20 protein-coding genes and 2 tRNA genes are annotated in these 26233 nt (G+C 61.6%); 6 read left to right on the top strand and 16 right to left on the bottom strand.

The genetic code is table 11. From position 1 onward, the window contains the following. Positions 1 to 154: 154 nt before the first annotated feature. A complete protein-coding gene (locus AC1RTB_RS02675) occupies positions 155 to 1300 on the top strand; it encodes a glycosyltransferase family 4 protein (RefSeq protein WP_492876384.1) in 1146 nt (381 codons plus the stop codon). Here the strand turns inward: AC1RTB_RS02675 and AC1RTB_RS02670 are convergent. The 6 genes from AC1RTB_RS02670 to AC1RTB_RS02645 all read right to left on the bottom strand — a co-directional run bounded on the left by AC1RTB_RS02670 (position 1256) and on the right by AC1RTB_RS02645 (position 7788). Next, positions 1256 to 2605, bottom strand: coding sequence for an oligosaccharide flippase family protein (locus AC1RTB_RS02670; RefSeq protein WP_492876385.1), 1350 nt, complete (start codon positions 2603 to 2605; stop codon positions 1256 to 1258). The two genes, AC1RTB_RS02675 and AC1RTB_RS02670, sit on opposite strands and share 45 nt — an antisense overlap. A gap of 166 nt (positions 2606 to 2771) precedes the next feature. Next, on the bottom strand, positions 2772 to 4052 hold the full coding sequence (locus tag AC1RTB_RS02665) for a DegT/DnrJ/EryC1/StrS family aminotransferase (protein ID WP_492876387.1): 1281 nt from the start codon (positions 4050 to 4052) through the stop codon (positions 2772 to 2774). Beyond that, positions 4030 to 4764 (bottom strand): PIG-L deacetylase family protein, encoded by a 735-nt coding sequence (locus tag AC1RTB_RS02660; protein ID WP_492876389.1) that lies wholly within the window; start codon positions 4762 to 4764, stop codon positions 4030 to 4032. Before AC1RTB_RS02660 ends, AC1RTB_RS02665 begins: the two co-directional genes overlap by 23 nt. A gap of 140 nt (positions 4765 to 4904) precedes the next feature. Further along, on the bottom strand, positions 4905 to 5858 hold the full coding sequence (locus tag AC1RTB_RS02655; protein WP_492876390.1) for a methionyl-tRNA formyltransferase: 954 nt from the start codon (positions 5856 to 5858) through the stop codon (positions 4905 to 4907). Next, positions 5855 to 6508, bottom strand: coding sequence for a sugar transferase (locus tag AC1RTB_RS02650; protein WP_492876392.1), 654 nt, complete (start codon positions 6506 to 6508; stop codon positions 5855 to 5857). Before AC1RTB_RS02650 ends, AC1RTB_RS02655 begins: the two co-directional genes overlap by 4 nt. Next, complete coding sequence (locus tag AC1RTB_RS02645) at positions 6505 to 7788, bottom strand: polysaccharide biosynthesis/export family protein (protein ID WP_492943787.1); 1284 nt, start codon at positions 7786 to 7788, stop codon at positions 6505 to 6507. Before AC1RTB_RS02645 ends, AC1RTB_RS02650 begins: the two co-directional genes overlap by 4 nt. A 127-nt stretch (positions 7789 to 7915) precedes the next feature. Here AC1RTB_RS02645 and AC1RTB_RS02640 point away from each other — a divergent pair, with 127 nt between their 5' ends. Next, complete coding sequence (locus AC1RTB_RS02640; protein ID WP_492876396.1) at positions 7916 to 9115, top strand: glycosyltransferase family 4 protein; 1200 nt, start codon at positions 7916 to 7918, stop codon at positions 9113 to 9115. An 86-nt stretch (positions 9116 to 9201) separates the two neighbouring features. Here the strand turns inward: AC1RTB_RS02640 and AC1RTB_RS02635 are convergent, their stop codons facing one another. Continuing rightward, positions 9202 to 10053: a class I SAM-dependent methyltransferase gene (locus tag AC1RTB_RS02635; protein WP_492876398.1), complete on the bottom strand. Its 852-nt coding sequence runs from the start codon at positions 10051 to 10053 to the stop codon at positions 9202 to 9204. Continuing rightward, entirely contained in the window at positions 10050 to 11117 is a 1068-nt protein-coding gene (locus tag AC1RTB_RS02630) for a glycosyltransferase (protein ID WP_492943794.1), read from the bottom strand. Before AC1RTB_RS02630 ends, AC1RTB_RS02635 begins: the two co-directional genes overlap by 4 nt. Positions 11118 to 11395: 278 nt before the next feature. Here AC1RTB_RS02630 and AC1RTB_RS02625 point away from each other — a divergent pair, with 278 nt between their 5' ends. After that, positions 11396 to 12385 carry a sensor histidine kinase gene (locus tag AC1RTB_RS02625; RefSeq protein WP_492876402.1) on the top strand — a complete coding sequence of 330 codons (990 nt, stop codon included), beginning with the start codon at positions 11396 to 11398 and terminating at the stop codon, positions 12383 to 12385. 22 nt (positions 12386 to 12407) lie between these two features. Further along, on the top strand, positions 12408 to 13061 hold the full coding sequence (locus tag AC1RTB_RS02620) for a response regulator (protein ID WP_492876404.1): 654 nt from the start codon (positions 12408 to 12410) through the stop codon (positions 13059 to 13061). Positions 13062 to 13134: 73 nt separating this feature from the next. On the opposite strand, the gene AC1RTB_RS02615 is transcribed toward AC1RTB_RS02620, so the two are convergent. The 4 genes from AC1RTB_RS02615 to AC1RTB_RS02600 form a co-directional block, all read right to left on the bottom strand. After that, positions 13135 to 14496, bottom strand: coding sequence for a UDP-glucose dehydrogenase family protein (locus AC1RTB_RS02615; protein WP_492876406.1), 1362 nt, complete (start codon positions 14494 to 14496; stop codon positions 13135 to 13137). A 156-nt stretch (positions 14497 to 14652) separates the two neighbouring features. Beyond that, the gene (locus AC1RTB_RS02610; protein WP_492876408.1) at positions 14653 to 15948 is read right to left on the bottom strand and encodes an O-antigen ligase family protein; all 1296 of its coding nucleotides are present in this window, start codon (positions 15946 to 15948) and stop codon (positions 14653 to 14655) included. An 80-nt stretch (positions 15949 to 16028) separates the two neighbouring features. Beyond that, positions 16029 to 17207, bottom strand: coding sequence for a glycosyltransferase family 4 protein (locus AC1RTB_RS02605; RefSeq protein ID WP_492876410.1), 1179 nt, complete (start codon positions 17205 to 17207; stop codon positions 16029 to 16031). Between the two features lie 160 nt (positions 17208 to 17367). Continuing rightward, positions 17368 to 17443: transfer RNA gene (locus AC1RTB_RS02600), tRNA-Val, on the bottom strand. 213 nt (positions 17444 to 17656) lie between these two features. Between AC1RTB_RS02600 and AC1RTB_RS02595 the strand changes: the two genes are divergently transcribed. Continuing rightward, positions 17657 to 17733 (top strand) — tRNA-Asp (locus AC1RTB_RS02595). Positions 17734 to 18064: 331 nt separating this feature from the next. Here AC1RTB_RS02595 and AC1RTB_RS02590 read toward each other — a convergent pair. After that, a complete protein-coding gene (locus AC1RTB_RS02590; protein WP_492876412.1) occupies positions 18065 to 19336 on the bottom strand; it encodes a M23 family metallopeptidase in 1272 nt (423 codons plus the stop codon). A 402-nt stretch (positions 19337 to 19738) separates the two neighbouring features. After that, complete coding sequence (gene bcp / locus AC1RTB_RS02585; RefSeq protein ID WP_492876414.1) at positions 19739 to 20206, bottom strand: thioredoxin-dependent thiol peroxidase; 468 nt, start codon at positions 20204 to 20206, stop codon at positions 19739 to 19741. A gap of 103 nt (positions 20207 to 20309) precedes the next feature. Between bcp and AC1RTB_RS02580 the strand changes: the two genes are divergently transcribed. After that, positions 20310 to 23714: a hypothetical protein gene (locus AC1RTB_RS02580; RefSeq protein WP_492876416.1), complete on the top strand. Its 3405-nt coding sequence runs from the start codon at positions 20310 to 20312 to the stop codon at positions 23712 to 23714. Between the two features lie 37 nt (positions 23715 to 23751). Here AC1RTB_RS02580 and hisC read toward each other — a convergent pair whose 3' ends face one another. Together hisC and tyrS are read right to left on the bottom strand one after the other, a co-directional pair. Then, a complete protein-coding gene (gene hisC / locus AC1RTB_RS02575; RefSeq protein WP_492876418.1) occupies positions 23752 to 24828 on the bottom strand; it encodes a histidinol-phosphate transaminase in 1077 nt (358 codons plus the stop codon). Between the two features lie 112 nt (positions 24829 to 24940). Next, on the bottom strand, positions 24941 to 26194 hold the full coding sequence (gene tyrS / locus AC1RTB_RS02570; protein ID WP_492876420.1) for a tyrosine--tRNA ligase: 1254 nt from the start codon (positions 26192 to 26194) through the stop codon (positions 24941 to 24943). Positions 26195 to 26233 lie beyond the last annotated feature (39 nt).

Raw genomic sequence — 26233 nt, 5'->3', positions numbered from 1 at the left:
CCTTCCGCGCATGACGACTGATGACAGGGCCTTCACTTAGTCAGCCATGATCCCCACAGCATTGCAGGTCAGGAAAATCCGCATTTTTCGTGGTGGATGCTCATGCTAAATCTGGCTGCCCGGTGGCTAAAGCTGCGTCCGATCAGGAAATCGAATGATGAAGGTTCGTATCGTGATCGTCCTGCCTGCGCTTGGGGCGGGTGGCAGCGAGCGCGTCGTGAGCTCGATCGCCAATCACTGGGCCGAACGCGGTTTTGAAGTGGCGATCATCACGTTGGAGCGCTCGGGCACGCCGCCCTATTACGAGATCGATCCGGGCGTGGAACTCATCCGCCTCGACCTGCCAAATCGCCGCACCGGCCCGTTGCGCGGGGCCTGGCTTGCTGCAAATCGCGTGCGGCTACTTCGCCGCCAGTTTCTTCGGCTCGCGCCTGATGTCGTCATCAGTTTTCTGACACGGACCAACATCTTGTCATTGCTCGCGGCACTGGGCACCGGCATTCCCGTCGTCGTGTCGGAACGCAACAATCCCGAACTGCAGACCTTCGGACCGGTTTGGAGCTGGATGCGCAAGCATCTCTATCCCACCGCGTTTGGCCTGGTCACGATGACCAAAGGGGCGATGAGCCTCTTCCCGACCCAACAGCGCCCACGCAGCTGGGTCATCCCGAACGAGGCCAAGCTGCCGACGGATTTGCAGTTACGGCGTGGCCAACGAATTCTCACCGCAGTCGGGCGGCTCGTTCCGCAAAAGGGATTTGACCTGCTGCTGGAGGCCTTCGCCGCCATCGCGGCCTCGCATCCGGACTGGAGGCTGGTGATCTGGGGCGAGGGGCCGGAACGTAAAGTGCTGGAGCAACAGCGTCGCGCACTCGGTTTGGACAATTGCGTGCAATTCCCCGGAGTAAGCGAGCGGCCCGGCGGCTGGATCGAGACCGCCGACGCCTTCGTTCTGTCGTCCCGCTACGAGGGCTGGGGCATCGTGCTCGTCGAGGCAATGGCGGCTGGCCTGCCTGTCATCTCTTTTGACTGCCGGTTTGGACCGAGCGACATGGTTCACCACGACGAGGATGGCCTGCTCGTGCCAGATGGCGATGTCGAAGCCCTCTCCACCGCACTTTCACGTCTGCTGGGTGACGAGGCGCTGCGTGTCTCGCTCGGGCAGGCAGCCGCGATTTCAGCCCGTCGCTTTTCGCGAGAACGCGTCATGGCGGGGTGGGACGAGGTGGTTGATACAGCCGTCGAGCACCAGGCGTCAGTCAATCTGTTGCAGGCCCACGGGCTGCAAAGCCGAAATTGACGAACTTTTGAGTGCGCTCCGATAGACCAGGATCAGCGCGGTTAGCCACACCGTGGACATCGCGATATGCGCGATGTTTGCCCCCATTGCTCCGATCATCGGGATCGCTGTGAGCGCGGTGATGTGGAACACCAAGGTCGCGCCAAGCACGATCTTGAGCACGGCCGGCTGTCGTCCCATCGCAAGCAGAGCGGTGCGCACGGCACTGCCACTCAGCGTCATCGCAACCGCGACCATCTGCATGGTGGCCAGCGGCGCTGCGGCCATGAATTCTGTGCCGGCGGTCCAGCGCAGCACCGGCTCGATGAACAGCCAGGTGCCCACCACCACAGCGACACCGAAGGTGATGAGCAGCAATTCCATCTGCAGGATCGTGCGGCGAAATGATGCCAGCGCCTGTTTTGCCCACAGGCGCGCCACGTCGGGGTAGAGCACGGCTTGAACCTGAACCCCGCACTGAACAACAACGCGGCCGAGCCGCTTGGCGATATGATAAAAACCCGCAGCCGCCGGTCCGGCCAGGGCGCCGACGATCAGCGTGTCGAACTGGGCGGTGCTGGACCGGATCGTAAGCTCGATATTGCTGCCGATGGTGAACGCCCAAAGTCCTTTGAAGCGTGCCGATATGCCGGCGAGCGGCGCGGACAGCAGGTGGCGTACGCCTTGCCTGCGCAATTCGATGAATGCAAGAACCAGCAGCAGCAACGCTCCAATGATTTGCGTGATGGTCCAGACGATCACGAAATACATGAGCCCGGCTCCTGTCAGCAGGCCGATCAGGCAGAGCACCAGTCGCAAGATGGTGTTGAATTGCGATCCGTAGGCCACCAGCCAAAACCGGCCCGCAAGCCGCAATACCGCTGTCGGGAAGCCGCTGATTTGAAACAGCAGCGTCGTCGAATAGATCAAGACCAGCAGCGAGGCTTGTTTGCTGACGCCAATCAGCGGGCCGAAGAGCAAGACCAGGCCGACCGCCACCAAAAAGGCTGCGACGGCGGCCGCGACATCCACGAACAGGCCGAACTTGAGCAGCGAACGGTAGTCTTCGTGTCGGCCCGCTTCCTGCAGTTCCGCGCCGTATTTGATGAGCGGTTGCCACGACTGGAACCCCACCAGAAGCTGGATCGCCCGACAGTAGCTATAGGCCAGTGCCAGCAGGCCATAATCCGCCGGACCCAGGGCGCGGGCTGTCAAGACGAAGGCGATCATGCCGATGATCGAGCCAAAGAGGCTGCCGGTAAGCAGATGGCCGATATTGATGAGACGGGCGCGCAGAAATGTTTCCTCACGCCATCCCAGCAGCATGCGCCTGCCAAGAGCGCGAACGGTTGACGGCAAGCGGGTGCCGCTTCGCTCCCGCCGAGGCTTGGCACAATCATCGAGAGAGCCGGGCGCTGTCACTGATGTCATCTCCTGGCTCTGGCGGCTGCTGGCAGGCGCCAGTTCTGGATGTCATGAGCATTGCGCAGGCCTAACCGCCCGCGCCCTTCGCCGATGACATCCATGCATTGACGGGGATCGCAGCCGGCAGATCGCTACTTGTATTCGACTGCTCGGTGGCATGCTGCATCACCGACGCGACGACCGAGGCGGTCCGATGCATCGATGTCAGGCTCTGGCACGGGTCGACCAGGAATGCGAGGCTGGTGGCACCGAGCAGGGCCGCTGTCGGAAGCGGCTCTGCAGGCACGAAGCCGCGATCGACGAAGGCTTTTTCGCGGTAGATTTCCGAGCAGCTGCCGCTGAAACAAGCGACCCCTTCTGCGTTGATCGCCCGCATGATCCTGTCGCGGTTCCAGCGCCGCTTCAGCCGCTCCGGCTTTACGAAGATGTAGAAGCGATACCAGGCGTGCCGAATATGCGGCGGCGGCTCCGGCGTGCGCAAACCGGGCAGGTTCTGGAACGCGTTCATCAAGATGGCGGCGTTCGCTGTTCGCTGTGCGTGCCAGCCGGACAGCCGGTCAAGCTGCCGGAGACCGATCGCCGCCTGAATTTCGGTCATGCGATAATTGGACCCGAAGCTTTCGTGCAGCCAACGAAAGCCAAGCGGGTGGGCGTGCGAAAACACGCTGTCATGGGATTTGCCATGGTCCTTCAGGCTCCAGGCGCGCTTCCATAGGACCTCGTCGTCCATCACCAGCAGCCCACCTTCGCCGCCCGTGGTGATGATCTTGTCCTGGCAGAAGGAGAAGGCAGCGATCTCGCCGAAGCTTCCGACCGGTCGGCCCGAAATTTCGGCCCCGTGCGCCTGGGCGCAGTCTTCGATCACCACAATGCCGCGCTGGCGGGCGAGGCGGGTGATCGCTTCCATGTCGGCGGGCCATCCCGCGAGATGGACCACGATGACCGCTCGGGTGCGAGGGGTCAGCACCGCAGCGATCGTCTCCGCCGTCATGGCTTGGGTCGATGGATCAACGTCGGCGAAAACCGGCACGCCCCCTGCCATGGGCACGCAGGACGCGGAGGCGACGAAGCTGCGCGGCGTGACGACGACCTCGTCGCCCGGCTGCAAGCCGATGGCCTGAAGGGCGATGTCCAGCGCCACTGTCCCGTTGGCAAGGGCGATGGCGTGGCTGCGGCCAATCAGCGCCGCATAAGCCTCCTCGAATGCCCGCACTCTGGAGCCCGTCCAAGCATTTACCTTGCCCGAACGGAGCACAGCCGCCACGTCCTCTATCTGCTGCTCGTCATATTGGGGCCATGTCTTGGGGAGCGGCCCGGACCTGTTTTCAAATTGCGGCCAGGTGCTCATCACCGACCTCCCTGTGCGTTCGATCGGAAAAGACAACGTCGCGGATCAATACAAAGGCTTCCGCAGCAGACCTGTGCACCGTGGTGCCGCGCAACGTGGCAAGCGCCTGGAGCGCTTCGGTGGAGCGCTCATGCGGGAAGGCCCGGATTTGCGAGCCGTACATCCGCATGGCCTCAAGCTTCAGTTCGAGCGTTTGGCTGATGTCGACAAAGACATTGGGAACGAACGCCGGCGACAAATAGGGCGCGTTCCAATTTGTCTCGGACAAGGTCTCGTAGGCCAAAATCGTTCCCGGATATTTCGTCTGGTTCGGCCGCGCGGCGACCATGGCCGAAAGGAATGTCATTTGATGATCGATGTGGATGTCGCCGGCGAAGGGCACGAACAAAGTCGTGGGTTCGACCTGCCTGATGACCTCTTTTAACGCAGCATTTCGCGCAACATGCGTTGTTTCGCCCAGCCGTGCGGCCGGCAAATCCAGCCAAAATATCTCGTCGACGCCAAGAATGGCGTGAGCTTGGGCGGCTTCCGCGCGAAGCTGGGCGGTTTCGGCGGCGGAGTAGTCTGGCGGCCGTCCGGTGGTGACCACAGCCACGCAGACTTCATGCCCGGCCTTGGCAAGCCGCGCGATCGTGCCGCCGACGCCCAGGATTTCGTCATCGGGGTGCGGGGCAATGACCAGAACCCGTCCAAAATTGCCCAGCCAGGTCATCCAACGCTCCAGATGAGCGCCCGCATCGATGCAACGCTCTGGCATTCATACTGATTTAACTGTCGGAGCCGGCAAGGGAGCGTGGGGCGCGAGGCCTGTCAGGCAATCCCCCAAGCGAAGCTGATTTTGCGCAATTGCGTTCAGGTAGCTTGAGCCGGCAACGGTCCGCCAAGTTTGGAATGAAGGCGCGGCCTGATTGGGGCACTGATTTGGGCTCCAACTTGGGGATCGTCCAGCCTCCATGCGATGACGTGCACGCATCCGCCATCGCCGCAGCGAACCGTAAAACCTTCCGGCGTATGGCTCTGTATCTGGCCGGGCAAACCGATGAAGCGGTGCGAGTCGGCGAAAAAGACAGCCGCGTCGATGAAGAGGCGTCGTCCGGCGCAGGTGGTAAATGCGCCTGGATATGGATCGCCCACAGCACGGATCAGGCGCAGCACGCTGTTCGCCGGCTCTCGCCAATCGATCAGCCCATCCTCCGCGGTTCTCCTGGCGCAAAATGTGGCATCGCCATGCTCCTGCTCGATCCGTGGCGGATTGCCGGCGCGCACCAGTTCCACCGCCTTAGGCAGCATCCGGGCCATGGCGGCGCACTGCTTGAGATAGAGTGTCCGCGCCGTTTCTTCGTCGTCCACGACGATCGGCTCCTGCAGCAGGATCGGGCCGGAATCTATGCCGTCGTCGAGCCAGAACAGGGACGCGGCCGTTGTGGTTTCGCCAAGCAGGATGGTCCATGGAATGACCGCGCGGCCCCGCAGGCGCGGCAAGGGGCTGGGGTGAAAGCCGATATTGCCCAGCCGCGCGACTGCCCGGAAAGCGCCGCGACAAATTTGCGACCAACCGATCACCAAAACGAGGTCGGTGTCGAACCCCTGGAGCGTTTCGATTGTCGCGCGGTCGTTTATATCTCGCGTATATTCGACCCTGCTGCCGGCCTTCCGGGCCAGAGGCGTGAGATCGACGAAATCCGAGTGCCGTTTTGCCGCCGCCACCGGCAAGGTCATCACCAGACCGGGAGCCATGCCGGCCCGAGCGAGTGCGTCGAAGGCGACGGCGGATGCTTCGACGGTGCCGACGAACGCGACCTTCATATGATCGCCTGGTTGGTTTGATCGGCTGCGATCAATTCGCCGGAGCGCGCGGCAAGGTGACCCTGTGCTGCACGAAGTGCTGCCGCACGGACATGTTCGCCGCGCAACAACGTGGCTACCGTCAAAAGCAGGATATGCGCGTCGAGCAATATCGACCGGTGGTCGACGTACCAGATATCAAGAGCGAGCTTCTCGCGATCGCCAAGTCCGGTATTGCCATTGACCTGGGCCCACCCGGTCAGACCCGGTCGCACGGATCCCCTGACATCTCCCAAGGCGCCAAAGGCGGCCACCGTAACCGGCAGCAGCGGGCGCGGGCCGACGAAATTCATCTCGCCTCGAAGTATCGCCAGAAGTTGAGGGAGCTCATCAAGCCGCAGGCGGCGTATCGCGCGCGTGACTGCAGTTTCGCGCTTGCTGTCGGGCAGCAGCTGGCCGTCCGCATCGCGGAAATTGTGCATTGTGCGAAATTTCACCAGCGTAAACGGGCGTCCTGCCAAGCCGCTGCGTTGCTGACGAAACAGCAGTGGCCGCCCGAGCGAGCACCAGATGAACGCCCCCGTCAGCGCGGCCGGCAGGGCTGCCAGCGGCATGGCCAACAAAGCGGCGAGGCTTTGCCCCCTTCGCTTTCCGGGATGCGCCTGTCTCATTGCGCCAGGCTAGCAGGCAAGCTGCTCACATTTGTGTCGTTGCGGTTGCGCATGCGGACCACAAGCACGTCGCCGGGAAACAGCAGCGTATCCGCCTGCGCCTGAAGGTTGGCTCGGCCCCCGCCCGTGTCGCGCCGGATGATGAAATCGAGGATCACCTCCTTGTTTTTTGCCAGCTCTTCCGCCGTCAGGGTGGAAATCAGGATCAGCTGCTCTTCGGTGCCGAGGCGCGACGAAAGAAATTTGGCGAGGTCGGCACTGTGTTTTTCAAGCTCGAGAAGCGCTTCCATGTCGCGGGTCTTCGCAAGATCCGCAAGTTTGCTTTTCAGCTCGCCGATGCCGCGCCGGGCGTCGGAAAGATCGGCAAGTATCTGAAGCTGGCGGGCCTCTTCCATGGACGTTTGGCGCATCAGATTTGAAACGTCGGTCAACGTCTTGATGCCGCGTTCGCGCAGTTCCTGCGCGCGTTTCAGGTCCGCACGGCTCAGCTCGATATTTCTTGTGGCATTTTGTGAAAGCTCCTGGAGCAAGCCGAAGCCGCGCTCTGCTTCGGCCAGTTGCTCGGTCAAAACAGCGGTTTGCGAGCTGAAGCTGTCGCTCGCGGCCGTCAATATGCGCAGTTGAACATCGAGGATGGATTGGGCGGCCGGCCCTTTCACATAAGAGCGCGCCGGCTCCGGCACGTCCTCATCCAGGATTGTCGTTCGGCCGGCGAGTTGGGCAGTCACCCGGGCTATGGCCAATGCCTCGCGGATGACATCAGCTTCTGCGGTGTCGAGTTCCTGGCGCAGGCGCGCACTGGCGAGCACGGGGTTTTCCGAAGAGGCCGCTTGAAGTTGCCCGCCGGCCAGGCCGAGCGCCGTCTCGATGGTCAGCGGCATCTGGAACGGGTATGGCCCGGGCTGGCGCACGTCGCCGATCACCACGACAGGGCGGTAAGCCGCCACCGACACGCTGAGCTTGGGCACGACAAAGATCTTGTTGTCGACATAGCTGCGTTCCAGTTGCTTCGCCGTATCGGAGAGGGTCAGTCCGCTCACCCGCACCGCACCGACCAAGGGCGCCTGGATTGCACCGTCCGGCCCGATGGGGAGGTCGACCGGAATCTCGTCATCATCCAGGACATCGAGTTTGATCGTGTCTCCCGGCGCAAGCAGGTAACCGGTCAAGGGAGACTGATCAGCTCGCGCGTTGGCGGAAAGAAACGCGACCAGCAACAGGGTTGCAAGTTGTGATGTATAGACAAATGCATTTACCATAGGTCTTGTTGATGAAGACATCATAAGCTCTCATGGTGTAGGAGTTGATATTCAATTAGAAAATATAGTTGCAATAATTCTCATGTCACGGCACTAATATTTTTGATATTTTTCTTGTTTTTGGTGCTGCGCCGCTTGGAGTTGCCTTATGCAACTGACGCCCAACATCGGAAGTGGCCTTATGGGGCCGCCCATTGGCCTCTCCGCTTTCCAGGCGCCCAAGGGACGGCGCAGGATTGCTGTCGTATGCAGCTACACCGTTTCGCTGGTGAACTTCCGGTACCAACTGCTCAAGACAATGGTGGAACGTGGCCACGAGGTTGTCGCCTACGGTCCCGAGATGGACCTTCCGACGGTCGAGGCCCTGGCTGCGATCGGCGTGTCGTTTGTGCAGATTCCGATGGCGCGGACCGGGCTCAACCCGATGCAGGATATGAGGACGCTGATCGCCCTGTGGCGAGCACTGCGGACATATTCTCCCGACGTCATTCTTTGTTACACGATGAAGCCCGTCATCTACGGCCTGATGGCGGCACGCTTCGCCGGCATCAGGCAGCGGCACGCCTTGATCACCGGGCTCGGTTACGTTTTCAGCGACGCCGAAGGACTGCGCCTGTCTTGGATCCGGCGGATCGCCACCTGGATGTACAGGGTCGCACTGCAAGGCGGCGGCCGGGTGTTCGTCTACAACGACGCCGATGCGGCCGACATCCGCAGCGGTCGGATGGTCGGCGATCTCAGCCGCATAGTTCCCGTGCCGGGCTCGGGCGTGGATCTGAGCCGTTTCGTGCCCAGCGACGTTCCGTCCGGCGTGCCCGTCTTTCTGATCGTGGCGCGCTTGTTGCGCGAAAAGGGATTTTGCGAATTCGCCGAAGCCGCCAAGGCGCTGCGTGCGATGAATGCGCAAGCGCGATTTCAGATTCTCGGGCCATTGGACCCAAGCCCGCTGGCGATTTCGCGCGCGGAGGTGGACCGCTGGGCAACCGAAGCGGGGGTCGAGTATCTTGGCGAAACCGCCGATGTCCGACCCTATCTCGCTGGCTGCAGCGTTTTTGTCCTGCCGTCTTTCTACCGCGAGGGCATACCGCGCAGCATCCTGGAGGCGATGGCGATAGGCCGCGCCATCATCACCACCGATACGCCCGGCTGCCGCGACACGGTGGTGGACGGAGAAAACGGCTTCATCGTTCCTCCGCGCGATGCCAATGCCCTTGCTGCGGCCATGAAGCGTTTCATTGACGATCCAGCACTCGCTCAGTGCATGGGGCGCCGTTCCCTCGAAATCGCGCGCGGGCGCTTCGACGCCCATGCTGTCAATCGACTGCTGCTCACCAAGATGGAACTTTGAACGATTGTCGGGGCTGGGCGGCGCTATACGTGCGGCCACTCTTAGGTTCAGCCGGCTAGATCGCGAAAAGCCTTCCGGGCCCTTCATCACGGTCGTTTCTGCCGGAGACCGAGCACCAGCCCCTCTATCTCGGATCCACTCCCGGCGCGGGCTCGCACGGTGAAGGCGCCCTCCGACCCAAGTTCAAACAGGGTCGCGTCATGGTGCGATCCTTTCGAGCGGGCGATCAGCACCTGGGAGCGGGGACCGCGGCAATAGGATCGGATGTTCGACACGGCCTGGTGTATCTGCTCGGCGGGGAAGTAGTTCAGGTTGAGGATGTTGGCAGCGCGGATGAAATCGAACCTGCCGATAAAGCGCTGAGTGGGGACGAAGATGTCATTCTCGACGAGTTCGATGTTCCTGCCCGCGAGGCCTCGGGATTCCATCCTGAGGGGAACGCTACGTCCCTCGGCGATCATGTGCCGCAGCCGGCGGCGCAGTGCCGCGCGCGTAAAAAGCCGCGGCGCGGCCATCAGCGTGAAATAATCCAGCCTTCGGACCCAGGCGCGTATCGGCTGTCCGGCGACATCATATTGCAGCGGCCACCCGTCCGCATCCGCAAGCACGCGAAATCCTGGCGCGATCTCCAGGAGATGCGCCTCGACGAAGAGGTCCGTGCAGGTTACCTCGGCGCACGCCCCTGCGGCGCTGAGAAAGTCCGCGAGTTCGATCGTCGTCAGGCCAGTCGACGCGCCGACATCAAGCACCTGCCGGAAGACCGCTGCCCGTTCCGCCAGGGCCGGCCCGATTTCTGTTTCCAGCGCAGCAAAGCGAGAAGGCCGCGTCAGCTTGAAGGTGCCGTTGCGCATCTTGAGATTGGAAAAGAACTGGGATTCGACAGCCGGGTCGGCTTGCTGCCTTTTGCCCTGATAAAACTGCTTTGCCGTCAGGTTCATCTGCCAAACTCCACGTGCTCCAGAGCCACGCCGCTGACGCGCCTCCCCAGGAATTCGTCGTAGCGATGTGCGATCTGCGCCAGGGAGAACCGGTTCTCGATCCGCCGCCGGGCCGCGATCGAAAGTGCCGCATAATCGTGCTGTCCCAGCTCGGTCATTCGGTGCATGGCCTCTGCAAGTGCCCGAGCGTCGCGCGGCGGAACGACGGTTCCGGTGTCGCCGACCACCAGAGCAGCGTCGCCGACATTGGTGGTCACGACCGGCTTTCCGTGGCTCATCGCTTCGGCGACGACGTTGGGAAAGCCTTCGGTGCGCGACGACAAAACAAGCACGTCGATGCTGCCGTAGAAGGCGGCCATGTCGTCGACCTGGCCGCGAAGCTCGATCGCGGTCCCGGGCAGCCCGGCCGCTGCCATCATGTTCCGTAGCTCCGCATTGTCGTGGACAACACCGGCACCGGCAGCGACGAACCTGACATCAGGCCGTCGCGCCAACAGCAAGGCTGCGGCGCGAAAGAAGGTTTCGTAGTCTTTTTGCGGATGAAACCGTGCCGCGATGCCGAAGACATGCGGCGTCCCGCTGCCGTTTGACGGATCTTCGACGATCTCGAAACCGTTCGGGATCACTTCGACATTGCCGTTTTTGAAACCGAAGCGGCGGTGCAGTTCCAATGATCGATGGGAATTGTAGATGATGCCTTCAGGCAGCCGCGCGAGATGCTTGCACAAGCTAAGCGCGATCCGCGTGCTGCGCGACAATGCGGCCGGATCGTCAAGCGACTGGCGAACGTTCCAGAACAAAGGAGCCGAATGCCGGGACAGTCGTTGCGCCAGCAGCCCCGCGATCGCGGCGTGATACATCCAGCACAGGATCACGTTGGGCTTTTCCCGGGAGATGTGACGCGCCAGTTGAAAGATGCCCGTCGCCACCTTTGCGCCTGATTGCATTCCCAAGCGCTCGAAGCGTGCCCCATTGCCTGCAAGAACCCGGTTTCGTTCCGAGATGTCGATCAGCGACACGATGTGCGCGCCTTCGGGCGAGGCGCGCACCAATCGTGACAGCATCGTTTCCGCCCCGGCATTGGCAACATAGTTCGTGATCACGTGCATGATCATTCCGCGACGCAACCTCTTCCAGGGCCAACTCCACGAATGCGAGGTTTAGATTAGCCCAATGCCGGAGGTTTTCCGCAGGATGAAAACCCTGACAGCCAGGGCGCAAATCCTGTCGAACCGGATTGCAACTTGCCATTTTGAGCCTTCAGGCGTATCTCTGAGGTTGTAGTGAAATACCATGCAGGCAACTAGAGATTGTACACCTTTTGTTTTGAGTGGGGGTGGAAATGTTCGGGGCGGCGGGTAAGGACGCGGGCGAAGGTCTGGACGGAGTTGACAGCGCCCGCAATCGAAAGCGATCCCATGACGGGTTTTATGCGATAGGACCCGAAGCTGAAGGCCGCGTTTTTCGTCGTAAGTCGACGATTCGCATGCCTTCGACGGGCACCGATCGACAGCCCGTGAACAAAGGCGATGCGCCGCCCCTTGGCGGTGGCCCATATCTAGGCGTGACCGATGACTGGTCGCTGGAACACGACAATGTTTCATTTGCCGATCAGCCCTACGGTGCTGCTGAGCCAATCGCGGCTCCGGTCCATTGCTCGGCAGAAACCAGCGAAACCACATGGGCGCTCCCCACGATTCAGCAAGCAGTCCAACAGGAACGCCGGCGGATAGCGCGGGACCTGCACGACCATGCCGGGCAATATCTCGTCGGACTGGGACTTCGCCTGGCCGCCCTTGAGCAGACGATCGCGGACACGTCCAGGAGCAGCACTTTCGCGGAACTTCGTCATCTGCTCAGCCGGCTCGGCGATGAGCTGAGGGCCATTGCGGCGGGCGAACACCGAGGCGTTCCGCTGGGCTGCCAGCTGACCACGGCGCTCATGATGCTGTCGGCCCAGTGGGAGCGCGAAACGGGCATCACCGTCCATTTTCAATCCGAACGAAGGGACGGCGTCGAACCCGACGATGCGATCACCGAAGCGGTGTTCCGTATCGCGCAAGAAGCGCTCACCAACGTCGCCAAGCACGCGGCCAATGCCTCTTGCGTCGTCGTTCAACTGGAACTTGCGGCGGAAATGGCCACGCTGGTTGTCGAGGATAACGGTCCTGGCCTCACATCATCTTATGAGAACTACGGCCGGCCGGCCCGCAGGGGCGGCATCTCCAACATGCAGGAGCGGCTGGCTGAGCGGGGTGGGCGGCTGGTGATCTTCTGTCCTCCATCGGGCGGTACCCAACTGACGGCGATCATTCCAATCCAGACACACTGAAACCCACTGAGGAGACCGTGCCATGAATCCGATCCGCACTCTTCTCGTCGATGATCATCCCGTGGTCGTCGCCGGCGCGCGCGCGCTGATCGAAGCGTCGGAAGACATTGTGTGCGTCGGTGCAGCCTATAATGGCGCCGATGCACTATCCCAGATCGAAGAGACCGCACCCGATGTGGTCGTGCTCGATGTTTCGCTTCCCGATATGAGCGGGCTCGTGCTTGCCGAACAGATTATCGCCAAAGGATATCGCGGGCACATCGTGATCATGACGCTTTATGAGGATCGCAGCTATGTCGAGCTTGCTCTTCAAGCCGGTGCGAAAGGCTTCGTTCAAAAACGCTCCGTGGGCCAGAACCTGTTGCTGGCGATCAGGTCGGCGACCGTTGGTGGACTGTATCTCGATCCGCCTACTGCTTGCCAGATGCTGACCCCGCCGGAGCCCGAAGCGGCTCATCGCAACTCCGACGGCGGGGTGGAACTGACGACGCGCGAGGAGGAAGTGCTGCGCCTGATCGCACTGGGCTACTCCAACAAGGAAATCGCCTACCGCGTCGCTGTCAGCGTCAAATCCGTCGAGACCTACAAGGCGCGGGCCACCGAGAAGCTGAAACTGCATTCACGCGCACAGATCGTCCATTTCGCGGTGACACATGGATGGATGACCGCAGCCTGATGCCGTGCCGATTCCTGTGTGCTGCGAGACTGCGTGACCGGCGGCACGCCGTCACGCAGCCGCGCAGGCGACGTCACTCCGCCGCGATCGGTCCCCGCATCCTTGCATGGCCCGCGTCGTAGGGCGCCATTGATCCCGAGCCGATGCCCGAATAGGCAAAGCCGTACCGGTTCACATCTTCGGCGGTATAGATGTTGCGGAGATCGACAAGCACCGGCTCGGCGACAAGCGTTTGCAGCCGCTCGAAATCGAGCGCCCGGAATTGCTCCCATTCAGTCAGGATGCAGATCGCGCTGGCGTTCTCGGCGGCTTCATACGGACTTGCGTGGAATGATACGTCCGACCACAGCTCCTTGGCATGTTCCATGCCCTTTGGATCGTATGCCTGGATGCGGGCGCCCGCATCTTGCAGCGCCTGGATGATCGAGATCGAAGGCGCTTCGCGCATGTCGTCAGTGTTCGGCTTGAAGGTCAGGCCGAAGACGGCGATGGTCTTGCCGCGCACGGTGCCTCTTGCTGCCTGAATGATGCGGCGCGCCATGGCGCGCTTGCGGGCGTCATTGACAGCGATGGTGGTTTCGACAAGGCGCATCGGGCTGTCATGGTCTTGAGCTGTCTTGGCCAGCGCAACCGTGTCCTTTGGAAAACAAGATCCGCCGAAGCCCGGGCCTGCATGAAGGAACTTGGAGCCGATGCGGTTGTCGGCACCCATGCCCGCTGCCACTTCCTGAACGTCGGCGCCGACCTTTTCGCAGAGATCGGCGATCTCGTTGACGAAGGTGATCTTCATGGCGAGAAACGCATTCGCGGCATATTTGATCAGCTCGGCCGAACGGCGCGACGTGAATTGGATCGGCGATTTGTTGAGAAACAGAGGCCTGTAGATTTCCGCCATTGTCGCGCGCGCATAGTCGTCGGCCGCCCCGACAACGATCCTGTCGGGATGTTTGAAATCCTGGATGGCGGCGCCTTCGCGCAAGAATTCCGGATTGGACACGACGGAAAACTCCGCGCTTGGGTTTTCCTCACGGATGATCCGCTCGACCTCGTCCGCCGTGCCGACAGGCACTGTCGATTTGGTGACGATGACCATCTTTTTCGTGAGCGCACGCGCGATCTCGCGCGCTGCCTGGTAAACGTAGCAGAGGTCGGCATGGCCATCTCCGCGGCGTGCGGGCGTGCCCACGGCGATGAAGACGACGTCCGCATCCACCAATGCGTCAGCCAGCTTGATGGTGAAGGATAGGCGGCCGTCGCGAACATTGTGAGCGATGAAGGATTCAAGGCCCGGTTCGAAGATCGGAACCTGTCCGCATTCCAGCGCGGCGATCTTGGACGCGTCCTTGTCGACGCACGTGACCGTGTGGCCGAATTGGGCGAAGCACGCACCCGAAACCAGTCCAACATAGCCGGAACCAACAATGACTACCTTCACGCGATCTCTCCCCTGGAGCTGTGAAGGTCGGCAATTGAGGTCTGATAAGCTTCAACCTTCACCGGGATGATCAGGCAGTGCATCGTGCCTTGTCAGGTCAGGAAATCCATCGGCCTGGTTGCGGGTTTTCGGACGGTACGGGGCAACGATGCCGGTTCAACCACGGTGTTGCTGGCGGTCATCACGCAATTGGGCCAGCCCCAGGCCGAAACACAACAACACCGGCGCGGTCCAGTATCGTGCGTACATGTGCGGATTGAACATCGCGATTGTCAGAAACACGACCACCGTCGTTGCCACCGCCGCCAGCGCATATCTGTCCCCGCCCGCCCTTTTGAGAGCGAACCAAAGCAGGACGCCGACGCCCGAGAACATGATCCAGCCGACAACGGCCAAAAGCCCGCCCTCTACCCACAAAAGCAGATAGAGGTTGTGCACCGGAGCCGCCTGTACGCTGCGCTCGCGGAACTGGTCTGCACCAAGGCCGACCAGCACAATCCGATCCTGGGCGATCATCTCGACGGCTTCCTCCATGAGCGCGGTCCTCGAAATCAAGGTCCCCGCCTCGGACGTGTCGCCCGAGGAAAGTGCCGCCAGGACCCGCTTGTGAAACGTCTTGGGCAAAAGCTCCGTGCCGCCAAAGCTTACGAAGCCAACGGAGAGGACAGCGCCCACGAGCGCCAGGCGCAAGAACAACCGCATCGTCATGATGCACGTCGTGAAGACCGTCAGGCAGATTGTGATCAGGATCAGCCCGCTGTTGGAGCTGGTGAGCACGATCGTCACCAGGCAGATCACGACTGCGGGCACCGCGACAAAGGCCCTTATTCGCCCGGAGGACCAGAAATAGAGCAGGATCGGCATGATCAGCGCGTTCATCGACGCCGCGAGGTTCGGGTTCCTGAGCACGGTCGCCAGGCGCAACCCGCCGGTGACCACGCCTTTGCCATCGCCGGGCACATAGCCCACGGCGTAGAACGTATAGATGCCATGGATGTCGACCAGGATGATGCTCGCCAGGAAAATGGCAGCCAGACGATGGGCTTCATCCGGGTCGTCGCGCAACAGGACAACCATCAGGATGATGTAGGAGAAGAGATATTGCGTGGTGACGATCAGGCCGCGTTCGGCACTTCCGCGCAAAAGGCTTCCGGCCATCAGCCCGACGAACAGCAGCGTGAAAGCCAGCAGCCAAGTGGATGTAGCTCGGCCAAGCGGCCTGTTGGGGATACGGCCAGTCAACACGAGAGTGAGAAAGCTCAGGCAGAAGAAAAAATCGCTGAGGGTGAAGAAAACCTGCGGCAACCGCAAATTGGCATAGGGGGCGAAGAAGACGCCGGCGTAGAGGACTACACGCTCGAGGGCCGATAGTCCGCTCGGTGTCCTGCCTGAAAGGCTTCCAAATTGTCGCCAAGCCGATATTGACCAAATCGAAATTGGCCCAGTCGACATTGGCCCAGTCGACATTGATTGTCCGATGTCTGCCACGGCTGTCTCGCGCGACGGTTCTGCGCGAACATACCACTTCACCCCTATGCCTTCGCCTTCGGTTTATCGGAAGCGAGGAGTTCATCGTAGACCCGCGTGATCTCGCGCACGTGTCTTTCGACGCTGAAACGCGCACGCGCCGTACTGCGCGCGGTTTCGATGATGTGCTGGCGCATCGGCGCGTCTCGAAGCAGCTTCAGGCACGCTGTGGCGAATCCGTCGGGATCATCGGGTCTGACAAGCAGGCCGGTCTCGCCGTCTTTGATCGCTTCGGGGTTTCCACCTGAGTCGGCGGCGACAACCGGCGTGCCCAGCAACATCGCCTCGACAAGGGTTCTCCCCAAGGGTTCGTCCACGGCAGTCACCAAAAGCGCATCAAGTGCCGCGATCCAGGGCTCGGCGGGATAGCGGAACCCCAGGAAGTGGACATGATCGGCAATTCCAAGTGCTTCGGCACGCGATCGCGCCTGGTCGTCGAGGCCATTGAGAGCATTGCCGAGAAACAAACCTGCCAGTTTCATGCCAGGGGCAATCCGCTTCATGGCTGCGAGGGCCTCGACAAACAGGATCGGCCGTTTGCGCGCGACCAAGGTGCCGACGTAGCCGAACAGTTGCGTGTCGGGTGCGGCTCCAATTTCGGCAAGCACCTTGTTTCGGGCGTCCGAGCGCGCCATCCCGGCCGACATGTTCACGTCGAAGGGACTGTGAACGACGCTGCACTTGCCGGCGGCCGAAAAGAGTGCGGGGCGAGGCGAGGCAAACTTCGATACGGCCACCACACGATGGCAAAGCCAGGGCGCTACGCGGCGCAGCCCAAATGACGATGAGTCGTTGCGGTGGTGCCAAAGATGCTTGGACCCGGCGAATCGTGCCGCAAGCCCCCAGGCGATGTGCGTGCGGCCATCATTCGTATGCACAATCGCCACATCTTTGGCCTTCAGAAACCTCGTGAACGCTGGAAGGGTTCGGGCGACCGTGGCGGCAGCAGCACGATCGCGTGTTTGTCCGCGGGTGAGGTGATGTTGAGCGGGGGCGGTCTCGAACTGGATACCCTCTCGCCTGAAGATTTCGGCGACAGGCCCATCGGGGAGTTGCAGTACAACCAGCGGCGTAAAGCGCGACCGATCGAGGTTCTTTATCAAGCCAAGTGCCGACAGGTGACTGCCACCGAAAAGGTCACCGATGAAGGGAAAGCAAACGGTAGTTGCCTTGGCGTTCCTCATCTTCGATTTTCTGCATCATTTTTGGATTGCAGTCCAGATTTCACGCTGGCTCGACTTGCGCCACCACGTTTGGCGCGCGTTCACCGCTGGCGCGTGCCGAATGCAACGTCGCGGGAAGCCGCGATGTTGCGTGCGAAAGCACGGTCTCTAGGGGAGGGAATGGTGGGCGATGACGGGCTCGAACCGCCGACATCTTCGGTGTAAACGAAGCGCTCTACCAACTGAGCTAATCGCCCCAACCGCGCGGAGCAATAAGCGGTTCGTCTTCTCTCTGCAAGTTCAAATACGTGCCCTAAGGGCAGGTAAGTGCGTGCATAAGCCGGGTTTTCGGCGCCTCGAAAAATAGACGACGAAGATTGTCGATTATCTTTTCGATGTCGCTTGACACCTACCCACGAACGCCGTAATTCACCGCCAACGACGCGGCGCCCAGCGCCAACGTCCAGAGCGCGGGTGTAGCTCAGTCGGTTAGAGTGCCGGCCTGTCACGCCGGAGGTCGCGGGTTCGAGCCCCGTCACTCGCGCCAGTTTTTCAAGGGCTTAGCTCTTGCCGACTGAACCTCTAGATTAAGTTGTCCAGAAGCGCCCATGGCGCGGGACGGTGCCTCCCCCTCCATCTTACAACACGTTGGTGCTGCTGTTTCCTGCAGCGTCCAGAAGCGAATCGCGTGCGCGGAAAAAGCCTGCCGGCGGCGAATCGTTCTGGTGCATGACGTCCAGTTAGGGGCCAATTTGCGCACCGCTCGTGTCTGGTGATTCTGGTTTTCAGGTAGATTCGCGACAGCGCTTTGCACCTTGGGCACACAATGCGCATCACAGCTCTTCGAGACTGTGGATGACGCTTCCCGAATCCATGGCCTAGAGATATTGCCCGAGCTTCTTGCCGGCCCTGATGAAGCGCAGCGGGTCGACGGCATCGCCGTCGCGTCGCACTTCATAATGCAGATGCGGGCCGGTCGAGCGGCCGCTGGTACCGACTTCGCCTACTTCGTCGCCGATTGCCACCTTTTGATCGGGGGCGACCAGCACCTTGCTCAGATGCGCATAGCGTGTGGTGAAGCCGCCGCCATGGTCGATCTCGACCATGCGGCCATAACCGCCGTTCCAGCCGGCCTTGGTGACGATACCCGCGGCGGTGGCGCGCGCCGGCGAGCCGTAGGGCGCGCGGAAATCCATGCCTGAATGTAGCGCGGGCGTGCCGATCAGTGGATCGGTGCGGACGCCGAACGTGCTCGAGATCGGCCGGCCAGCGGCAGGATTGGCGAGCGGCAGCTTGCGCGCCTCGTTCTTGAGCCGGTCGAGCGTGTCGAGGGCTTCGTCGAGTTCCTTGACCTTGCTGTCGAACGCCAAGGGATTGTCGAGTGGCACCAGCGGGCCACCAACGCCCGATTTGCCGAAGTCGGCAGCAATGGGCAGTCCGGCATCTTCGAGTGCGTCGGTGATGGCGCCAGCTGTCTGGTAGGCGTTGTCTGCAAGCGTGGCGATGCGCTCGACCTGGTCGTCCTCGATGCTGCGCAGCGATTTGTTGATGGTCACAAACAGCTTGTCGGCGCGGTCGGCACTGCTTTCGCTGTCGGCCGCGACCGATCTGGTTGACCAGAACGAAAATGGCCGTGCTGCCGCCGCGTCCGCCGAGGCATAGGCGAGGGCGCCTGCCTGTCCGATCGTCTTGTCGGTGAGTTCGACGCGTTTGTCGGGTGCTTTGGCAGGGGCGGAGGGTTCGGCAGCGTTTGCCGCCCTGTCGAGAATCGGCCCGAGCCTGCCGTGGCGCTGGCTGAGCTGCGACTGCCGCGCCAAAAGCTCAGTGACCTTGGTTTCCATCAATTGCTGGTCGAGCAGCTGTCGGCTGGTGATGCGGTCGACCTGCGCGCGAAGCGCTGAAATGCGGTCTTCATAAGCGTGCTGCATGCGCGCCTGGCGCGCCGTTGTGGCGCCGATCAGGTCGTCGCGCAGCACAAGATAAGATGTCGCCAGGAGATAGCCGACAGCGACAGCGGCAAGGGCGGAGCCGGCAAGGGCTGCGACCCAGGGGCGCACGGTGAAGTGCCGGATCTCGTTTCCGCGCGCGATGATGACAGTATGGGGTTCTTTGCGCTTGCCGAAAGCAGGCGCCTGATTTGCAGCTTTCACCGGACCGAACTCTCATGACGAGACAGCGACGATCCGATTACACATTATTAGGGTTAACAAAGCTTTGCGCCCGAGTTCCGGGTCAAGCGTTGTTCTCAAGGGGCGTCAAAAAAGAAATCCCACCACGCAAGAACGCGGCGGGATTTTCTCATCTATCAAGATTTTGACGAAGTGCGCTTGGACCTGTCGCTAGATTTGCGGCCGAATTAGACTGTAAGCGTCACATCAAGGCGCCCGCGAATCGGTTCTCTCAGCGCAGAAAAAGCCAAAGCAGGATGATGATGGGGATTGGAATACCAATCATCCATAGGATAAGGCTGCGGAACATCTTCATTCTCCCTTTGAGATAGTCCCGCCGGAAACGTCGGGAGAGGGGGATCGGTTCCGCAATGTGCGATTTTGCTAGAGGGCTTTTACCGCTTCCAGCACCTCCGCGGCATGGCCTGGTACCTTTACCTTGCGCCAGATCCGCGCGATTCTGCCGTCAGCGCCGATCAGGAAGGTCGAACGCTCGACCCCCATATATTTACGGCCGTACATGGATTTTTCGGTCCAAACGCCATAGGCCTCGAGCGCCTTTCGCTCTTCGTCGGCCACAAGGTCGATGCCAATTTGATACTTGGCCTTGAATTTGTCGTGTTTCTTGGCGCTGTCGGGCGAAACGCCGATGACGACTGCCCCGATCTTTTCGAATTGAGGCTTGAGCTGGGTGAAGTCGATCGCCTGGGCAGTGCAGCCGCTCGTATCGTCCTTGGGGTAGAAATAGAGGACAACCGGTTTGCCGGCAAAGTCGGAAAGCGTCAGAGTGCCCCCGCCGTCGCGCGGCAGTTCGAATTGCGGGGCGGGTTGGCCAGTTTCGAGTTCAGACACATCGATGCCCTTGTTGGAAGTTACGGGTGAGCTTGCAAGGATATCAGGTTAGATAATGTCGGACTTGGATTCGTCCACGACCGAAACGACTACGGGACATCGCGTGGATCAGGAAGTGCCCCGGCACGAGAAAATCCGGTTCAGGCGCAACGAGATCACTGATCTCGGCGCCATGCCGTCGGCCGCGGGCCAGGAAGTGCCGCGTCCACGCACGTCGGTGCGTCGGCGCGCGGGCCACTGCGTCCTTGCGGCTGTCACAGTGCTCGGCTCGCTGGTCTTGCTGGTCATCATCGCCATAGAGGCCCTGAGCTATACCGGTATCGGCCAGGACAGGCTGCGCACCGAGGCCGAACACGCCATCGAAGGCCTTGCCGGCGTCGATGTCGACGTTTCCATGGGGCAGGCGCGATTGACGCTCGATGGCCTCAGGCTGATTGCTGTCGAGGTTCCCGACGTCAAGCTTACGCGCGCCGACGGCACCGCCATGGCTGAAGCCGGCATGATGCGATTCGGCATTCGGCTGCTGCCGTTGCTGAAAGGCGACGTGCGCCTCGGCGACGCCAAGATTTCCGACGCCCGCATTGTCGTTGATGCCATGCCTGAAAGCGGCGGTTCCGACTGGAGTGCGGTGCTGCGCAGCCCAGATGGCCTGATCGACCCGCAGAAACTTCTGAGCGAGACGTTTCGCGGCATTCATCGCGGCTTCGATGCGGTCCAGTACGACGCCATGCGCGAGATCGCGCTGTCCAATGTCGATTTCGTCCTGCCATCGGGCGGCGAGGTCAAGGTCGTTCGCGTCGTTGGGGCCTCCTTGTCCAAGACGCGATTGGGCAAACTGCGGATCGGGGCCAATTTCGACGTCGACGGCCGCGATGTCGAGCTTGCGGCATCGGCTGAACGCGAAGCCGGTGCCAACCGCATCGCGTCGCTCGATGCCACAGTGTCTATGACCGATCCGTTCGCCGGCATGACCGATGTTCCAGCGACCAAGGCAAGCCGCATCGGTTCGGCCGATCTCATCATCACCGGCCGCGAAGGCAACGGAGCCGGCGGTTCGGAGCTGATCGCCAAGGGCTCGATCGGCAAGTCGACGCTGGACCTCAAGGAGCGCGGTCAGCTTGTCGGCGACGTGATGCTCGACTTGAGGCTTGCGGACGGGGAAAACAAGCTCGATGTCCGGCAGCTCCTGGTCACCACCGACCGATCGACCTTTGATTTCAGCGGTGGCGTTGGGCCACGTCCTGCCACAGGCGTGGCGAGCGACAATCCGGCCTATCGTTTCGAATTGATCAGCCGCGAGTCGCATCTGGCACCCAGCGAGTCGCCCGAGCCGGCGCTCAGCTTCCTGGCTCGCGTCGCCGGAACCTATGATGTCGTCACCAAGACGCTGTCCGCCGAACAGATCGGGGTGAAGTCCGGCCCGGACGGAGAGGCACTTGGCAAGGCATCGGTTCAGTTCGTCGACGGCAAGGCGCCTGGCATTTTCGTGGCTTTCAACGTCCACAACATGTCTGTCGCCCATGTGAAGCAGCTGTGGCCGTGGTTTTCTGCCCGCAACGCCCGGCTGTGGGTGCTGCAAAACCTGTTTGGCGGGCGCGTCGTCGACGGCAACGTGACGTTCGACGTCAAGCCGGACCGGCTCGGCAACGGCGTGCCGCTCACGTCGCAGGAGGTCTTCGGCCGGTTCGAGCTCGACGGTTCGCGCTTCGACACCGCAGGCCGCATTCCGCCCATCCGCGACGCCAGGGGAATCGTCGAGTTCCATGGCAACGACGTCGATGTCTCGCTATCACAAGGCACCGTTTTCATGCCCAGCGGCCGCACGGTGGCGGCGAGCAATGGCAAGCTGAAGGTCGTCAAGGCCAACGTCTTGCCGGTTGTCGGTGCGCTCGACATCGATGTCGCCGGCAGCGCCGACGCGGTCGCCGAACTCGCCTCCTACGAGCCGATCAACGCCATGCGCCATGTCGGCATCCTGCCGGAGGAATTGACGGGAGATGTCACCGGCAACGTCAAGGCGGACATTCCCCTGACCAAGGGCATCGACACCGACAAGCTCGATTGGAAAGTCGCGCTCGACTATGACGGCCTGGCGGTTGCCAAGCCTTTTGACGGCCAGAGACTGTCAGAGGCGAAAGGCACGATCACTGTCACCCCAGACAAGGCCGTCATCGCCGCCAACGGAAAGCTCAATGGCGTGCCCGCGGAGCTCGATATCGTCGAGCCGTTGCGCGACAAAGCTATCGACAAGCAGCGCAACGTCCAGCTTATGCTCGACGACAAGACGCGCAATGCGATGATGCCCGGCCTGGCCGACCTGTTGTCGGGCACCATCAAGGTCAATGTCGAACAACTGGCCGAAGGCAAGCGCGCCATCGTCGCCGACCTGACCGCGGCTCGGCTCGACATCCCTTGGGTCGGTTGGAGCAAGGGTCCTGGCATCCCGGCCGAGGTCTCGTTCGTGATGAACAGTGATGGTCCGCGCGCGACCTTGTCCGATTTCAACCTGAGCGGAAAAACCTTCAGCATCAAGGGCGACATTTCTTTCGCCGATACCAACCTGTCATCAGCCAATTTCAACGAAGTGAAATTGAACCGCGACGATGACGTTTCGGTCAAGATCAAGCGGTCGGGCAAAGGTTTTGCGGTTCAGGTGAGTGGCAATGCGCTCGATGCTCGCGCGCTGATCAAGCAGTTCATGGCGGATACCGATAAAGCCAGCAAATCGACGGGCGGATCCTCGGTCTCGGTCAACGCCAATGTCGGAACGCTTATCGGTTTCAGCGGCGAAAAACTGTCCAATGTCTCGCTCGAATACTCAGGCGCCGGATCGAAGGTCGGCAGCCTGAAAGTCAACGCAGCTGCGAGTTCGGGTGGACTGATCACCGTCAGCAACGCGCTGCAGGGAGGGGGCAGGCGTCTCGATGTCCGCTCCGCCGATGCGGGTGCGATCCTGCGCTTCCTCGATGTCTATGCCCGCATGCAGGGCGGCAGCCTGGCGCTTGCGCTGGAATCGACAGGCGACGGGCCGCTCAACGGCCAGGTCGACGTGCGCGATTTCGTGGTGGTCGACGAGCCACGGCTCGCCTCGATCGTCTCCAGCAAGCCCGCCGGCGACGATCGCAGCCTCAGCCAGGCGGTGCGCAAGGACATCGACACCTCGCGGGTCAAGTTCGAACGCGGCTTCGCCCAGATCGACAAGCGCGAAAAATACCTGGCCTTGGAGAACGGCGTTTTGCGCGGGCCGCTGATCGGCACCACCTTCCAGGGCGTGCTCTATGACCAGCAGGGCCAGATGAACATGACCGGCACCTTCATGCCGGCCTACGGCCTCAACCGCATCTTCGGAGAATTGCCACTGGTCGGTGCCATCCTGGGCAATGGCCGCGACCGTGGCCTGATCGGCGTCACCTACAAGCTCTCGGGCGACGCCAACGCACCCAAGCTGCACGTCAACCCGCTGTCGGTGATCGCGCCCGGCATATTCCGGACGATTTTCGAGTATTGAGTCTGGCCCAAACCAGACATTGGCCACGAAAGAGCAATCAGGCAGATGCAGGCTCGCTGCCCATGATGTCAGCGAGGGCCGACAACAGCCGGTCAACTTGCCCGTCTGTGCCCACGGTTATCCTGAGATAGTCGGAGATCCGCGGGGCGGGAAAATGGCGGACGATCACAGCCCGTTGGCGCAGCGCGGCGGCCAGCGTAGCACCCTCATGCGCCGGATGACGCGCGAAGACGAAGTTGGCAGAGGACGGCAGCATTTCGAAGCCGAGCCGGAGCAGCCCGCGATTCAACCGCTCGCGACCCTCGATGACGAGAATTCGGCTCTGTTGAAAATAGGCTTCGTCCTCCAGGGAGGCGATGGCGCCGGCCTGGGCGGGCCGGCCTAGCGGATAGGAGTTGAAGCTGTCCTTCACCCGGGTGAGCGCCTCGATCAGCTCGGCGTCGCCGATCGCATAGCCGACCCTGAGCCCGGCCAAGGCCCGGGACTTGGACATTGTTTGAACGACCAGCAGGTTCGGGTGGGAGGCGACGAGCGGAATCGCGGTCTCCGCGCCGAAATCGACATAGGCCTCGTCAATCACCACGGGAGCATCGGGATGATCCTCCAGCAGCACAGCGATCTCCGCCCGGGAGAGCGCCACCCCTGTTGGCGCATTTGGATTGGGGATGATGAGCGCGCCGGCCGGCCGCCGATAATCGGCAACGCGGATTTGCATGGACTGATCAAGCGGCACGGCCTCGTAGGCGACGCCGAACAGGCGGCAATAGACGGGGTAGAAACTGTAGGTGATATCAGGGAAGAGCAATGGCCCATCATGTTTCAGCAGAGCGGCGAAGGCGTGGGCCAGCACCTCGTCCGAGCCGTTGCCGACGAACACTTGTTCGGGGCGTACGTGGTGATAGGTGGCCAAAGCAGCTCGCAGCGCGGTGGCCTGAGGGTCCGGATAGAGACGCAGCGTATCTGCCGCCTCGCCGCGAATCGCTTCCAGTACGTGCGGAGAAGGACCAAACGGACTTTCATTGGTGTTGAGCTTGACCAGCTCTGCCATGCGGGGCTGCTCGCCCGGCACATAGGGCTTCAAATCATGCGTCAAGCGGCTCCAGAAACGACTCATTGCTCTGTCCAAAATTCTTGGGACGGTGCGGCGGGCCTGCATCGACGCGCAGTACCCGACGCACACCTCTCTGACGCAGTTCAGCCTTTCCAGCTTCGCGCGACGGCCCTGGTCAGGCCGGGCGCACCAGAATGTGCTTCTTCTTGCCAAGCGAAAGCTTGACCACGCCTTCCGGCGTGAGATCAGCCGTGGTGACCGCACGGCGCTCGTCATTGACCGACTGGTCGTTGATCCGCACGGCGCCGCCCTGGACATGCCGGCGGGCTTCACCGTTGGAGGCCGCAAGCCCGGCGCGCACGACCAGCGACAAAAGACCGATGCCGGCTTTCAGCTCGTCTCCAGCAATCTCGACCGTCGGCAGCGACTCGGCCAAAGCACCTTCTTCGAAGGTTTTGCGCGCGGTCTCGGCAGACTGCTCTGCGGCAGCGCGACCGTGCAGCATGGCCGTCACTTCGGTCGCCAGCACCTTCTTGGCGTCATTGATCTCCGATCCGCCAAGGGCGGCCAGACGCGCGACCTCGTCGAGCGGCATCGCGGTGTAGAGCTTGAGGAAGCGCTCGACGTCGGCATCCTCGGTGTTGCGCCAGTACTGCCAGAAGTCATAGGGCGACAGCATGTCGGCATTGAGCCAGACAGCGCCATTCATCGACTTGCCCATCTTGGCACCCGACGAAGTGGTCAGCAGCGGCGAAGTCAGCGCGTAAAGCTGCGGCGTACCCAGCCGATGGCCAAGGTCGATGCCGTTGATGATGTTGCCCCACTGGTCCGAGCCGCCCATCTGCAGGCGCAGGCCATAGCGCTTGTTGAGCTCGACGAAGTCATAGGCCTGCAGGATCATGTAGTTGAATTCGAGGAACGACAGCGACTGCTCGCGGTCGAGCCGCTGCTTGACAGAGTCGAAGCTCAGCATGCGGTTGACCGAGAAATGCTGGCCGACGTCGCGCAGGAATTCAAGATAGTTGAGCGGCAAGAGCCACTCGGCGTTGTTGACCATCATCGCATCCTGAGGGCCGTCGCCGAAGGTCAGGTAGTTGGAAAACACCTGCTTGATGCCATCGATGTTGGACTGGATGATTTCCGGTGTCATCAGCTTGCGCGCCTCGTCCTTGAAGGACGGGTCGCCGACCATGCCGGTGCCGCCGCCCATCAGCGGGACGGGGCGATGGCCGGTCTTCTGCATCCAGTACAGCATCATGATCTGGATCAGGCCGCCGGCATGCAGGCTCGATGCCGTCGGATCGAAGCCGATATAGGCCGACACGGTTTCCTTGCAAAAGAGGTCGTCGAGACCGGCATCATCGGAGGTCTGATGGATGAAGCCACGCTCGGAAAGGGTGCGCAGGAAATCGGATTTAAAGCCGGACATGGTTCTTTCTCTTGGCGGACGTTTGCGTCGGTCGATCCG

Source organism: Aminobacter sp. GW821-FHT11F06 (genome assembly GCF_058808215.1).
The sequence above is the reverse complement of the archived record's forward strand: the minus strand, read 5'-3'. Positions and strand labels throughout refer to the sequence as shown.